The sequence below is a fragment of the Promicromonospora sp. NPDC052451 genome, assembly GCF_044547525.1.
In the GTDB taxonomy this organism is placed as follows: Bacteria; Actinomycetota; Actinomycetes; order Actinomycetales; family Cellulomonadaceae; genus Promicromonospora.
In genome coordinates, this window is the sequence record NZ_JBIUAP010000012.1 from 160,388 (window position 1) to 173,188 (window position 12,801).

11 protein-coding genes are annotated in these 12,801 nt (G+C 72.7%); 5 read left to right on the forward strand and 6 right to left on the reverse strand.

Annotated elements, in window-relative coordinates; all coding sequences use genetic code 11:
* Positions 1–59: 59 nt before the first annotated feature.
* Positions 60–1,049 (reverse strand): stage II sporulation protein M, encoded by a 990-nt coding sequence (locus ACIG47_RS20390; protein ID WP_397414899.1) that lies wholly within the window; start codon positions 1,047–1,049, stop codon positions 60–62.
* Positions 1,050–1,104: 55 nt separating this feature from the next.
* Here ACIG47_RS20390 and ACIG47_RS20395 point away from each other — a divergent pair, with 55 nt between their 5' ends.
* On the forward strand, positions 1,105–1,932 hold the full coding sequence (locus ACIG47_RS20395) for an RDD family protein (protein ID WP_397432914.1): 828 nt from the start codon (positions 1,105–1,107) through the stop codon (positions 1,930–1,932).
* 64 nt (positions 1,933–1,996) lie between these two features.
* Here ACIG47_RS20395 and ACIG47_RS20400 read toward each other — a convergent pair whose 3' ends face one another.
* The 4 genes from ACIG47_RS20400 to ACIG47_RS20415 form a co-directional block, all read right to left on the reverse strand.
* Positions 1,997–3,169 (reverse strand): acyltransferase family protein, encoded by a 1,173-nt coding sequence (locus tag ACIG47_RS20400; RefSeq protein WP_397432915.1) that lies wholly within the window; start codon positions 3,167–3,169, stop codon positions 1,997–1,999.
* Positions 3,170–3,209: 40 nt separating this feature from the next.
* Positions 3,210–4,451, reverse strand: coding sequence for a glycosyltransferase (locus ACIG47_RS20405; RefSeq protein WP_397432917.1), 1,242 nt, complete (start codon positions 4,449–4,451; stop codon positions 3,210–3,212).
* On the reverse strand, positions 4,448–5,665 hold the full coding sequence (locus tag ACIG47_RS20410) for a glycosyltransferase (RefSeq protein ID WP_397432918.1): 1,218 nt from the start codon (positions 5,663–5,665) through the stop codon (positions 4,448–4,450). Before ACIG47_RS20410 ends, ACIG47_RS20405 begins: the two co-directional genes overlap by 4 nt.
* Before the next feature lie 69 nt (positions 5,666–5,734).
* Positions 5,735–6,685 (reverse strand): hypothetical protein, encoded by a 951-nt coding sequence (locus ACIG47_RS20415; RefSeq protein WP_397432919.1) that lies wholly within the window; start codon positions 6,683–6,685, stop codon positions 5,735–5,737.
* Positions 6,686–6,856: 171 nt separating this feature from the next.
* Here ACIG47_RS20415 and ACIG47_RS20420 point away from each other — a divergent pair, with 171 nt between their 5' ends.
* A complete protein-coding gene (locus ACIG47_RS20420) occupies positions 6,857–7,804 on the forward strand; it encodes an alpha/beta fold hydrolase (RefSeq protein WP_397432920.1) in 948 nt (315 codons plus the stop codon).
* Positions 7,805–7,810: 6 nt separating this feature from the next.
* Here ACIG47_RS20420 and ACIG47_RS20425 read toward each other — a convergent pair whose 3' ends face one another.
* A complete protein-coding gene (locus tag ACIG47_RS20425) occupies positions 7,811–9,127 on the reverse strand; it encodes an Nramp family divalent metal transporter (protein WP_397432921.1) in 1,317 nt (438 codons plus the stop codon).
* A gap of 175 nt (positions 9,128–9,302) precedes the next feature.
* On the opposite strand from ACIG47_RS20425, the gene ACIG47_RS20430 reads away from it, so the two are divergent.
* The 3 genes from ACIG47_RS20430 to ACIG47_RS20440 are packed head-to-tail and all read left to right on the forward strand — an operon-like array spanning position 9,303 to position 12,798.
* Positions 9,303–10,958 (forward strand): ABC transporter substrate-binding protein, encoded by a 1,656-nt coding sequence (locus ACIG47_RS20430; RefSeq protein ID WP_397432923.1) that lies wholly within the window; start codon positions 9,303–9,305, stop codon positions 10,956–10,958.
* Positions 10,959–10,960: 2 nt separating this feature from the next.
* Positions 10,961–11,914, forward strand: a complete 954-nt coding sequence (locus tag ACIG47_RS20435; protein ID WP_397432924.1) for an ABC transporter permease — start codon at positions 10,961–10,963, stop codon at positions 11,912–11,914.
* Positions 11,911–12,798 (forward strand): ABC transporter permease, encoded by an 888-nt coding sequence (locus ACIG47_RS20440; RefSeq protein ID WP_397432925.1) that lies wholly within the window; start codon positions 11,911–11,913, stop codon positions 12,796–12,798. The genes ACIG47_RS20435 and ACIG47_RS20440 overlap by 4 nt, the downstream gene beginning before the upstream one ends.
* The last annotated feature ends 3 nt before the right edge of the window (positions 12,799–12,801 follow it).

Consider the following 12,801-nt stretch of genomic DNA (forward strand, 5'->3'; position numbering starts at 1 on the left):
GCAACCCTAGTACGCGCAACTGACAGCGGGCCGTGCGACCGGCACGGACGCCGGGGTCGTCACCCAGCCGTGACCACGGTGGCCCCGGACTCGTGCTCCGCGAGGTCACCGGTGGCGCCGGCCCGCACGGCGCGGCCGCCCAGCACGTACACGTAGGCCCAGAAGGCGGCGAGCACGATCGCGCCGATCACGATCTTGAGCCACCAGTACAGCTCCGAGCCGGTGACGAAGCCCTCGACGAGGCCCGACACGCCGAGTGCGACGGCGAGCCCGATGACCGTGGTGATCAGGGCGCGTCCCTCGGCGGCGAGGGCGACGGTGCGCCTGCGGTGGCCGGGGTCGATCAGCGTCCAGAAGAGCCGCAGGCCGGCCGCGCCCGCGACGAAGATGCAGGTGAGCTCCAGCAGCCCGTGCGGGGCGATGAGCGTGAGGAACAGGTCCAGCTCGTCGTGGGCCGCCATCATGCCGCCGGTGGCGCCCACCTGCACCGCGTTCTGCCAGAGCACGAGCAGCGTGAAGAAGCCGGTGATACCGCCCGCCACGGCCAGCGCGGCGATGCGCGCGTTGTTCGTCCACACCACACCGGCGAACTCGATGCCGGGGTCGTAGTAGGACGCGAACGCGTCGTTGACGTACTGCTCCTGCTGGGCCGGCGTCATCATGGCGTCGAGGGCGGCCGGGGTGGTGGCGACGTAGACCCCGGCGACGACGCCCACGAGCAGGCAGGCCGCCGTCACCGCGTGCGACCACCACCGGATCCGGTAGAACGCGGCGGGCAGCGACACCACCGCGAAGCGCACCACCTCGCGCCAGGCGGGTTCGTGCGCACCGGCGATCCGCGTGCGGGCGCGGTTCAGCACGTCGGACAGGCGGGTGACCAGCGCCGGGTCGGGCGCGGTGGACCGGACGGTCGACAGGTGCGTGGCCACCGACTGGTACAGGCGCACCAGCTCGTCGGACTCGGCGCCGTCCAGACGGCGCCGGCCGGAGAGCTCCTTGAGCCGGTCCCACTCGGCAGCGTGCACGGCGGTGAAGGCGTCGATGTCCACGACGGTAGTCTGCCGCACAGGAGTCACGACCCATCGCACCCCGACCGGAGGACCCGTGCAGGACGGCATCGTCATCGGCGAGGGCGTGGTGCTGGACGCGCGCCCGGCGTCGTTCATCACGCGCGCCATGGGCGCCATGCTCGACTTCCTCGTCATCGGCGTCGTCGTCTTCGTCCTGCTGGTCGTCGGTGGCATCTGGTTCCTGGAGACCGCGACGGCGAGCCAGGACGTGGCGCTCATCGTCTACTCGGTGGCCAGCGCCGTGATCGTGGTGGGCGTGCCGGTGACCGTCGAGACGCTGACGCGCGGCCGGTCGGTCGGCAAGCTCGCGTGCGGCATCCGCGTGGTGCGCGACGACGGCGGCCCGGTGCGGTTCCGGCACGCGCTGGTCCGCGCGCTGATCGGCGTGTTCGAGCTGTGGATGACGTTCGGCGGCATCGCCGCGATCGTCTCCCTGTCCAACGCCAAGGGCAAGCGGCTCGGCGACCTCGCCGCCGGCACCTACGCGGTGCGGGTGCGGGGCGGCAAGCCGCCGTCGGCCCCCGTGGTGATGCCGCAGTCGCTGGCCGCGTGGGCGCACACCGCCGACATGCGCCGGCTGCCGGACGGGCTGGCGCTGGCCGCCCGCCAGCTCCTGGGGCGCGCGGCGCGTCTCGCGCCCGAGTCCCGGGCGCGGCTGGCCGACGACCTCGCCGGCCGGGTGGAGCCGTACGTCGCCCCCGGGCCGCCGCCCGGGACGCACCCGGAGGCCTTCCTGCACGCCGTGCTCGCCGAGCGCCGGGAACGAGAGCTCGCCGCCGGCCAGCGGGAGCGCCGCCGGGCCGAGGAGCAGGCCGAGCTGCTGCACCGGCTCCCGTTCGCGGTGGCGGACCCGCCGCGCTGATCCCCGTCCCGACGACTCCCCGCCCGACCGTCCGCCCGACCGTCTGCCCGGCCGACCGTCCGGATCAGGCCCGTGGTACCGGGACCCGGCCGCGGGGGCGCAGGGCGTCACCGGCGCGCACCAGACCGGACTGGACCGCCCGGCGCAGCCGGGCCGACGTCGGGCGCTCGACGCCGTAGTGGATGGCGACCGCCAGGACCAGGCTCAGGGCCCCGGCCGCGAACAGCGCGACGGTCCGCGTGGTCTCGTGCGCCAGCACGTCGATCACCGCGTACCCGAACTGCGTGTGCACCAGGTACACGGGGTAGGTGAGCGCGCCGACCGTGCCGAGCACCGCCGTCACCCGCCGGGGCGGTGCCGTGCGGCCCCGCAGCGTCGTGGCCCAGACGGCGGCCACGCTCGCCAGGAGCACCAGCACCGTGACGACAGGGCTGACCGGTACGCCCTGGAGGTCGGAGGCACGTCCGGCGGCGTCCAGCACGCGCAGCACGCACAGCACCAGCCCGCCGGCGAGCAGCACGCTGGTGACCACGTCGAACCCGTCACGGTAGGCGAGGAACAGCAGCATGCCGACGGCGAAGTAGGGCGCGTAGTCCGGCACGAGCCACTCCGCGAGCCAGCGTGCGCCCGCCTCCTGCGCGGCCCAGCCCGCGAGCGGCCAGAGCGCCGCGAAGGCCAGCACCCGGTTGCGCGTGAGCGGGCCGAACGCGAGCACCACCAGCACCAGCAGGTAGAACTTGAGCTCCACGAGCAGGGTCCAGAAGACCACCTGCACGCCCGTCACCTCGAACAGGTCCTGCACCATCGTCAGGTTGACCAGGGTCTCCACCAGCGTGGTCTGCCGCCCTCCGGACCAGAACTGCTGCAGCCCCGCGGTCAGCACGATGCACGCCCAGTAGGCCGGGAACAGGCGGCCCACGCGCGAGGCCACGAACCCGGCGACGCCGCGGCCGTCCGCGCTGAGCAGGATGACGAACCCGGAGATCATGAAGAACAGCTCGACGCCCAGCCAGCCGTACCGGGTGACCTCGTTGAGCAGCGGGAAGGCGTGGACCGGGTCGGCACCCCAGTAGCTGGTCACGGTCGAGGTGGCCGTGAAGTGGTAGAGCAGCACCGCCGCCGCGGCGGCGAAGCGCAGGCCGTCCATGGCCACGAGCCGCCCGGAGCTCTTCCGGCCCGGGCCACCCGTGCCCGCGGTCGCGTCGGGCAGGCTGGGTGAAATGTCTGGGCGGGTCATCGCCGCCGACCTTAGATCACGGAACGGTAACGGTCAAAAATCACCCTACCGGAACGTCCGTTGCCGCGCGGGTCCGGACGGTCACGTCGGTGTACAGCTCCAGCATCCGCCGGGCGTGCGTCGCCGGGGCGAACTCGGCCCGCGCGCGTTCGGTGGCTCCCGAGGCGGCCACGACCAGGTCGGGCCGCCGGGCGAGGTCCACCAGGGCCGCGCTCATCCCCTCCTCGTCCACCGGCACCTGGATACCCGGTCCGGCCAGCCCCTCGCTGAGCGCGGGGTCGCAGTACAGCACCCCGCGTCCCGCGGTGACAGCCTCGACGATCGTCATCGGCTGGTTGTCGAACCCGTACGAGGTCAGGGCCGCCAGGTGCGCCCCGGCGAGCAGCCCCGGAATCCGGTCACGCTCCTGCCGGCCCAGGAACTCGATCTCGGCGTCGCCCGCGGCCTGGCGTGCCGCGGCGAGCTGGCTCCCGTCGCCCACGACCACGCCGTGCAGCCGGCCCGGACCCAGCCGGCGCTGCGCGGCGGTGAGCGCCCGGACGAAGGGCAGGACCCGCTTCTCCGGTTCGCAGCGGCCGATCCAGACCACGCGCAGCGGACCGTCGACCTGCTCCAGCGGCTGTGCCGCCGGGCCCGGCGGCGTGACGGTGTTCGGCACCACGGCCACGTGCTCCAGCCCGGCGGCCCGCAGGCGCGCCGCCTGGTGGGCGGAGGGCGAGACGACCAGGTCGGCCTGCCGGGCCACGCCAAGGGTCATGTTGCGCAGCGCGCTGTCGCCCGGCCGGTCCGCCAGGTGTACTCGGGTCGGGCGCAGTCCGGTGATGCCGCGGTGGAACGCGCGCACGAGCGCGGCGACCATCCGCTGGGGCCGCAGGTCCGTCTGCCAGAAGAACGTGTGCACGGTGTGCACCACCGGCAGCCCCAGATCGGCCGCCACGGCGGCCGCGGCGGCGGCCACGCCGAACTCGGAGTGGAGCTGGACCACCTCGATCCGGCGCTCGGTGAGCACGGCCGCCAGCCGGCGGCGCAGGCTCGCCGAGTTCGGCACCACGGGCAGCGCCAGACCAGGCAGCACCCAGCGTGCGGGCACCCGCTCGTAGGTCACGCCCTCGCCCAGTCCGGCGCGCACCGCGGCGGAGGCCGACGAGGGTGCGACGACCACCACCTCGGCTCCGTACTCCGTGAGCGCCGCGACCTGCTCGACGAGGGCGGTCTGCGCGCCGCCGAGGTAGTCCAGGGCGTAGTCGCAGACCACGGCGACGCGCCGGGGGCCGACGGTCATGCGGCCACCGGCGTCCCGCTCATCACCTTCTCGTAGAGCGCCTCGAAGATCCCGAGGGTGGCGCCCATCGCGTGCGCCTCGATAAGCTCGCGGCCGGCGGTGCCGTACCGCTCGCGGAGCGTCACGTCGGTCATCAGCGTCCTCAGGTGGCCGGCCAGGCCGGCCACGTCACCCGGCGTGAACAGCTCGCCGTTGGTGCCGGGCCGGACCAGGTGCGGCAGCGCCATCGCGTCGGCCGCGACCACGGGCAGCCCCACGGCCATCGCCTCCATGGTGACGATGCTCTGCAGCTCGGAGACGCCGGGCATGCAGAACACGTCGGCGGTGGCGTAGGCGGACATCAGGTCGTCGTCGGACACCCGGCCGAGGAACCGTACCCGGTGCGCCACGCCGAGCCGGTCCGCGAGCGCCTCCCAGGTGGCACGGCACGCGCCGTCGCCCACGATCTCCAGGCGGCCGGGCACGTCCGGGGCGATGCGGGCGAACGCCCGGATCAGCTCGTCGACCCGCTTCTCCTGGTCCAGGCGGCCGACGAACAGCACGGTCGGCTCGTACAGCGTGTCGGGTCCGCCGGGCGTGCTCCGGCGTGCGGCCACCGCGGCGCGGGCCTGGTCGTAGGACTCCGCGTCGATCCCGTTGGAGACGGGGAAGGCCGCGGTCAGTCCTGCGCGGCGGTTGATCAGCTCGACGGCGCGGGCGGTGGGCGCGGTGACGGCGTCGGCGCGCGAGTAGACGCGGCCGAGGTCGCGGTACATCCACTCGGCGAAGACGGAACGGAGCGGCCCGAACAGCGGCAGGTAGCCCACGATGTTCTCGGGCATGAGGTGGTTCGTCGCGACGAGCGGCACCTCCTCGCGCAGCGCCTGCTGCACGACGGCACGGCCGAGCAGCATGTGCCCGTTGGTGTGCACGACGTCCGGGCGCACGTCCCCGAAGACCTTCTTCACCTCGGAGGACACCTCCCAGGGGAGGCACACCCGCATCGCGTCGAGCCCGGGCATGCGCCGCGAGGCGAGGCGATGGACGACGACGCCGTCGCGCATCTCGACGCCCGCGCCGCCCGTGGGCGAGGGGGCGACGACGTGCACCTCGTGGCCGCGGCCCGCCAGCCCGGCGGAGAGCCGGTCCGCGAAGCGTGCGGCGCCGTTGACGTCGGGGGCGAACGTGTCGGCGGCGACGAGGATCCGGAGCATGTTCACTGTAGGGACTCCCATGATTCCGCCCCGGGTGGGGCTGGTCTGGACGATGCGCGTTCAGGCGTTCAGGGTCAGGCTCTGGGCGGCTCAGGCTCCGACGGCGAGGGTGTCCTCGCGCTCGGCGCGGGCGGCCACCGCATCCGGGTGATGGTGGGCAAGGGTAAGGACTCCGACCGTCGCGGTGAGGGCCGCAGCGCCGAGGATGACCCAAGCCGTGACCGGGGTCGACGATCCCTCGCCGAGCAGGACGGCACCCAGCAGGACGGCGACGATCGGGTCGACGACGGTCAGGCAGGCGATGACGATCTCCGGCGCACCGGCGTGGTAGGCGTGCTGTACGAGCCACGCACCGACAGCGAACGCGACGAGGGCGCCGGCGGCGCACCCCAGCACGAGCGGCGACAAGATCCCGGTGTCGGCAGCGGCCTGCGCCGCGACCCGGACGAGCGCGGAGAGGAGGCCGTAGGCGACGGCGACGGCGCTGGCGAGCGCGAGGCAGCGCAGAGGCCCCTGGCCGCTGCGGGACAGCCCGGCGACGGCGAGGACGGCGACGAGCCCCATGACGACGAGGCCGGCCACGAGGGTCGCCGCAGCGGTCGGGGTGTGCGTGGTGGCCGAGCCCGCCGACGCCACGACGAAGACGACCACGCCCCCGACGGTCAGTGCGGCGCCGAGCAGGACACCGCGCGAGGGCCTGCGGCGGGCTCGTGCGGCCGAGAGCAGCACGGCCAGAGGGACGGCGAGGACGCCGACCGGCTGCACCACGCGCAGCGGAGCCAGCAGGAGGGCGAAGCCGTTGACGAGCGACCCGATGCCGGCGAGCCCCGCGCCCTGGAGCCAGCGCCGTCGCCGGACGATCGCCAGGAGGTGCCGGGTGCTGAGGTTCCGCCCCGCGAGCTCGCCGGGACGCGTCGCCCCGCGGGTCCCGTCCAGCACGTCGGGGTGCTCGGTGGTCGTCACGGCGTGGTGCTGGAGCACCGAGGCGACCGCGAAGCACACCGCTCCGACGAGCGTGAGGCCGATGGCGAGGATCGTCATGGGCTCCATCTTGACCGGCCCGGCACTCGCCAACCATAGGGGTCTCCCCCTATTCATCTGGGGTTCACCCCCGACCTTTTCGTCGGGTTCACCCCCGGGTCGTCCCGGCTTTCGTGAATGCCTCGGTCATCCCCGTGATCTGGGGCGTCACGGGTGGCTAGGCTCTCGGGAATGGCACGCCGACCGCTCCCCTCCCCGTACGCGGCGCTGATCGCCGCGACCCCCGTGGCGCGCTCGCAGCTCGCGCTGCGCGGCGGCACGACGCACGTGTGGCAGTACGGGCCCGACGACGCCACCGACCACATGGTGGCGCTGCACGGGTTCCGCGGGGACCACCACGGGCTCGAGCCGATCGTGGCGCACCTGCTCCGGCAGCGCCCGGGCCTCCGGGTCACGGTGCCCGACCTGCCCGGGTTCGGCGCGTCGCCCGCGCTGCCGGGACGGCACGACGTGCCCGCCTATGCCGCCTGGGCGCGCGAGCTGCTCCGGGAGGTGGCTCGCGACGGGACGTCGGTGCTGCTGGGCCACTCGTTCGGCTCGGTCGTCGCGGCCGCAGCGATGTCCGGCGCGGCCGTGGCCGATGACGCACCGGACGCCGGACACCTGGCGCGAGAGCTCGTCCTGATCAACCCGATCCCCCGGCCGCCCCTGTCGGGCCGAGGCCGGGTGAGCACGGGGGCGACCGCTGTCCTGCACGACCTGGCCGGGGCCCTGCCCGAACCGACCGGTACCGCACTCCTGCGGCACGCCGCGCTCACCCGGGTCGCGAGCGTCGCCATGGTCCGGACGCCGGACCGCGCGCTGCGCCGCTGGATCCACGAGGAGCACGGACGGTACTTCGCCGGGTTCGCGACCCGGCGCTCGCTCCTGGAGTCGTTCCGCGCCTCGATCACCGGCAGCGTCCGCGAGTGGGCGGCGGACATCGACGTGCCCACCCTGCTCGTCGGCGGCTCCCGGGACGACCTGGCGCCGGTGCGCGACCAGCGGGAGCTGCTCGCCCTGTTCCGTGACGCGCGCCAGGTACTCGTTCCCGGCGTCGGCCACCTGACGCACTACGAGACGCCCGGCGCTGTGGCCCGGGAGGTCGCCGGCTTCCTCGGCCTGCGCGGCACCGCCTGACGGAGATCAGCCCCCGAACAGCGGCGCCACCGCCTTGATCAGCTCGTTCCCGCCCAGGACCAGGAACATCGCCGCCACCAGCACCAGGATCACGTTGACCCACCAGCGGTTGCGCCACTGCGCCGGCACGGCCTTCGAGTTCATGAGGAACAGGAGCGTCAGCGCCAGGAACGGCATGAACAGGGAGCCGAGCGCGCCGTAGAGCACGACGAGCAGGATCGGCTTGTCCAGGAACAGCAGCAGCATCGGCGGGAACGTGAGCCACAGGATGTACCAGCGGTAGTAGGTGCCGCCCGCGCCCCGGCGGCGGTCGTCGGCGGGCAGGTTGCGCATGGTGGCCACGAAGTCGGCGAACATGAGCGACACGCCGTGCCAGACCCCGATCACCGACGAGAACGTCGCCGCGAAGAAGCCCACCAGGAACAGCGGCGCCATGAACGCGCCGTACCGCTGGGCCAGCACGTCCGCGACGTCGACCAGCCCCTGCTCGCCGTCGGCCACGGCCAGGCCGGCCGAGTACAGCAGCTCCGAGCCCACGATCAGCATGGAGATCACGAAGACGCCGGACATCACGTACGCCCAGGCGTTGTCGAGGCGCATCACGCGCATCCACCGTGGCGTGTCCCAGCCCTTCTCGGTGAGCCAGTAGCCGTAGGCGGCCAGGGTGATCGTGCCGCCGACGCCGCCCGCGAGGCCGAGCGTGTTCAGCACGGCACCCTCCGGGATGATCGGCACGAGGCCGGCCGCGATCTCACCCAGGTTGGGCGTGGTCAGCACCGCCGAGCCCACGACGGTCACGAACATGACGCCGATGAGGACCGCCATGACGTTCTCGAACGGCTTGTACTTGCCGAACCAGACCAGCAGCAGGCCGGCCACGCCGGCCAGCATGGCCCAGTACCGCACCTCGACCCCGGGGAACAGCCCGTTCAGCGCCAGGCCCACGCCGGACATCGCCGCCGCGCCGTAGCTGAAGCCCCACACCACCACGTAGACGCCGAAGTAGACGACGGCCCACAGGCCGAGCGACTTCCAGCCGTCGAAGATGGTGCGCCCCGTCGCGAGCGTCCAGCGGCCCGCACCCTCGACCAGCGCGATCTTCACGACGACGCCGAGGATCACCGCCCACAGCAGCGCGTACCCGTAGTTGCTGCCGGCGACCATGGTGGCGACGAGGTCACCGGCGCCGATGCCGGTCGCCGCCACGACGAGGCCGGGACCGATGATCCGCCAGCGAGGCTTCTCGACCGCACCCTCGTACCCGGCCTGAGCCGTCGCCTCCGTGCCGCCTTGGCGCAAAGTGACCTCATTGTCCTTTTCCATGGCGTGACTCTACCCAGAGGATTCACCCGCCGGAAAGCCTGCGCCCGGCCGCGTCACGAGGGCGTGGACCGTGTCACCGAGGTTTAACAGGACTGCAACACATTGCATACACACAGTTGGATCAGCGAGTGATTGTATGCAATCGTCCCTGTCAGACCCGGATTGGATTCTCCCAGTGCGCACTCCTCCGCCGCGGCTGCGCGGCCCGCTCGCCCCCGCCGCCGGTCTCCTGGCCGCGGCCCTCGTCCTGTCCGGGTGCCAGGAGGTGCAGACCAGCACCGGACCCGCCCAGGAGACGACCGACGTCACCGGCACCTCCCTGGAGGGCCGCACGATCACCGAGGGCGGCGACCTCGTCATGGCGCTGTCCGCCGAGCCCGACGTGCTCGACCCCACGACCTCCTCGTCGCTCTACACGCGCTACGTCATGGAGACGATGTGCGAGAAGCTCTACGACATCGACGAGGCGGGCGAGATCGTCCCGATGCTGGCCACGGAGCTCCCCGAGGTCTCGCAGGACGGTCTCACGGTCACGTTCCCGCTCAAGGAGGGCGTGCAGTTCGCCGACGGCACCCCCTTCGACGCCGACGCCGTCAAGACCTCGATCGAGCGCCACCTCACCAAGGAGGACTCGTCCCGGCGCAGCGAGCTCGGCCCGATCACCGAGGTGACGGCCGTGGACGAGCACACCGTCGAGATCGACTACGAGACGCCGTTCGCCCCGCTCACCGCGGTCCTGGCCGACCGGGCCGGCATGATCATGTCGCCCACGGAGCTGGAGAAGGCCGGCGACGACTTCGGCGAGCACCCCGTGTGCGTGGGCGCCTTCAAGTTCGTCGAGCGCGTGCCCCAGACGTCCATCACCGTCGAGCGCGACCCCCTGTACTACGACGCCGAGAACGTGCACCTGGACTCGATCACCTACCGCATCATCACGGACGCGAGCATCCGCGCCGCGAACCTGCGCTCCGGCGACGTGCAGGTGGCCGACACGATCTCGACCCAGGACCTCGGCGAGCTGGAGAACGACGAGAACGTCGGGCTCCTGGAGGTCGGCTCGCTGGGCTACCAGGCGATGACGGTCAACGTGGGCAACACCGACGGCGTCGGCAACCCGCCCGGCCAGATCGACACGCCGATCGCCACGGACCCGCGCGTGCGCCAGGCGCTGTCGATGGCGGTGGACCGCGAGCAGCTCGTGAAGTCGGTCTTCAACGACCGGTTCGACCCGGCCTGCTCCCCCATCTCCCCCGCGTCGCCGTTCAGCACCGACGCGAGCGAGGCCTGCCCGGAGCACGACCCCGAGGGCGCCAGGGCGCTCCTGGAGGAGGCGGGCGTGGAGGTGCCGTACGAGATCGAGATGAAGGTGACCAACACCCCCGACACCCTGCGCCTCGCGCAGGCCGTCCAGGCGTCGGTGGCCGACGGCGGCTTCGAGCTGACGATCGTGCCCGTCGAGTACTCCTCGCTGCTGGAGGTCCAGGAGCAGGGCGACTTCGACCTGCTGCAGCTCGGCTGGTCGGGCCGCGTGGACCCGCACGGCAACATGTACAACTTCCTGTCCACGGGCGCCGGCAACAACTACTCCGGGTACAGCAACCCCGAGGTCGACGACCTGCTCACCGAGGCGGCCACCGTGATCGACCCGGCCGAGCGCGCCGACCTGTACGGGCAGGTCGTCACCCAGGTCCAGGAGGACGCCCCGATCATCTACCTCTACCGGACGCGCAACCTGACCGGCCACGCCGACGAGGTCGCGGGAATCTCCACCTACGCCGACGGCGTGGTGCGGCTCAGCCACGCCGCGTTCGTCGAGGCAGGCGAAGGCTGAGGATGCGTCGTTATCTCCTCGTCCGCCTCGGCCAGTCGGCGGTCACGCTCCTGCTGGCGTCGATGGTCATCTTCCTGGGCGTGCGCATGCTGCCCGGCGACCCCGCGCTCGCGATGGCGGGCGAGGAGGCCACGCCGGAACGGCTCGCGATGATCCGCGCCGACCTGGGCCTGGACCAGCCGGTCTGGGTGCAGTACGGGAGGTTCCTCGCCGAGGTCGCCTCGGGCGACCTCGGCGAGTCCACCCGCACCGGGGCCTCGGTCGCCGACATGATCGGCGCCACGCTGCCCGTGACCCTCTGGCTGTCCCTGTACGCGATCGTCGTCGCCGTCGTGACCGGCGTCGCGCTCGGTCTGCTCGCGGAGCGCTACCGCGGGCGCTGGCCCGAGTGGATGGCGAACGCAGCGGCCCTGACCAGCCTGTCCGTGCCCAACTTCTGGCTCGGCATGCTCGCCATCCTGTACCTGTGCGTGGGTCTGGGGCTGTTCCCGGCGTCGGGCTACGTGCCGTTGACGCAGGACCCGCTGGGCTGGCTGCTGCACCTCACCCTGCCCGCCCTGATCCTCGGCACCGGGCTGGCCGCCGTCATCATGCGGCAGACCCGCGCGTCCATGATCGAGGCCATGCGCACCGACTACGTGCGCACCGCCCGGGCCAAGGGCCTGGGCCGCTCCCGGGTGCTGCTGCGGTACGGGCTGCGCAACTCCCTGATCGTCGTGGTGACGATCGCCGGGCTCCAGCTCGGCGGCCTCATCTCCGGGGCTGTGGTGACCGAGCAGATCTTCGCCCTGCCCGGCTTCGGCAAGCTCACGCTCGACGCCGTCTTCCAGCGCGACTACCCGGTCATCCAGGCCGTCGTCGTGCTCACCACGGTGGGGTATGTGCTGGTCAACCTGGCCGTGGACGTCCTGTACTCCGTCATCGACCCCCGGATCCGGGTGGGAGGCCGCTCATGACCGTCATCGAGCACAGCGATCTCGCGCCCGACCCGGCGCCCGCCGTCGTCGGCCCGCGGCGCCTGCTGTCCCGGCTGCGCACACCGCAGGCGATCACGGGCGCCGCGATGCTCGCCGTCGTCGTGCTGGCCGGGCTCCTCGCGCCCCTGCTGGCGCCGCACGGACCTGCCGAGGTGCACTTCGACGCACCGTTCCAGGTGCCCGGCACGGTGGGTTACGCGCTCGGCACCGACGACCTGGGCCGCGACATCCTGTCCCGGATGATGTACGGCATCCGGGCCTCGCTCATGGTGGGGGTCGTGGCGGTGGGCCTCGCCGTCGTCGTCGGCACGCCGCTCGGGCTGGCCGCCGGGTACTGGCGGTGGCTGGACGGGCCCGTCTCCCGACTGACCGACGTGACCCTGGCGTTCCCGTTCCTCATCCTCGCGGTGGGGCTGGCCGCCATCAACGGCCCGAGCCTGGCCGGGGCCGCGATCTCGCTCGGCATCGCGCAGGTGCCCACCATGGTGCGCGTGGTGCGGGCGGAGACGCTGCGGCTGGCGGAGAGCCCGTTCGTGCTGGCCGCCACCGCGATGGACGCGTCCGGTCCGCGGATCCTGGCCCAGCACATCCTGCCCAACTGCCTGTCCGCGATCATCGTCCAGGCCACGGTCATCATGCCGACGGCGGTGCTGGGCGAGGCCGTGCTCTCGTTCCTGGGGCTCGGCATCCAGCCGCCCACGCCGAGCCTGGGCATCATGCTCTCGGACGCGCAGCAGTACCTGGGCCGCGCGCCCACCGCGGCGCTGTTCCCCGGTCTCGCGATCGTGGCGCTGTGCCTCGGCTTCAACCTCCTCGGGGACGCCCTGCGCGACGCCCTCGACCCGACCACCGACCGTAAGTGAGCG

Excerpts from the sequence above, each read along its gene's own strand:
- ACIG47_RS20400 (WP_397432915.1), bottom strand. The coding sequence starts at position 3,169 with ATGACCCGCCCAGACATTTCACCCAGCCTGCCCGACGCGACCGCGGGC.
- ACIG47_RS20405 (WP_397432917.1), bottom strand. The coding sequence starts at position 4,451 with ATGACCGTCGGCCCCCGGCGCGTCGCCGTGGTCTGCGACTACGCCCTG.
- ACIG47_RS20410 (WP_397432918.1), bottom strand. The coding sequence starts at position 5,665 with ATGGGAGTCCCTACAGTGAACATGCTCCGGATCCTCGTCGCCGCCGAC.
- ACIG47_RS20415 (WP_397432919.1), bottom strand. The coding sequence starts at position 6,685 with ATGACGATCCTCGCCATCGGCCTCACGCTCGTCGGAGCGGTGTGCTTC.
- ACIG47_RS20420 (WP_397432920.1), top strand. The coding sequence starts at position 6,857 with ATGGCACGCCGACCGCTCCCCTCCCCGTACGCGGCGCTGATCGCCGCG.
- ACIG47_RS20425 (WP_397432921.1), bottom strand. The coding sequence starts at position 9,127 with ATGGAAAAGGACAATGAGGTCACTTTGCGCCAAGGCGGCACGGAGGCG.
- ACIG47_RS20435 (WP_397432924.1), top strand. The coding sequence starts at position 10,961 with ATGCGTCGTTATCTCCTCGTCCGCCTCGGCCAGTCGGCGGTCACGCTC.
- ACIG47_RS20440 (WP_397432925.1), top strand. The coding sequence starts at position 11,911 with ATGACCGTCATCGAGCACAGCGATCTCGCGCCCGACCCGGCGCCCGCC.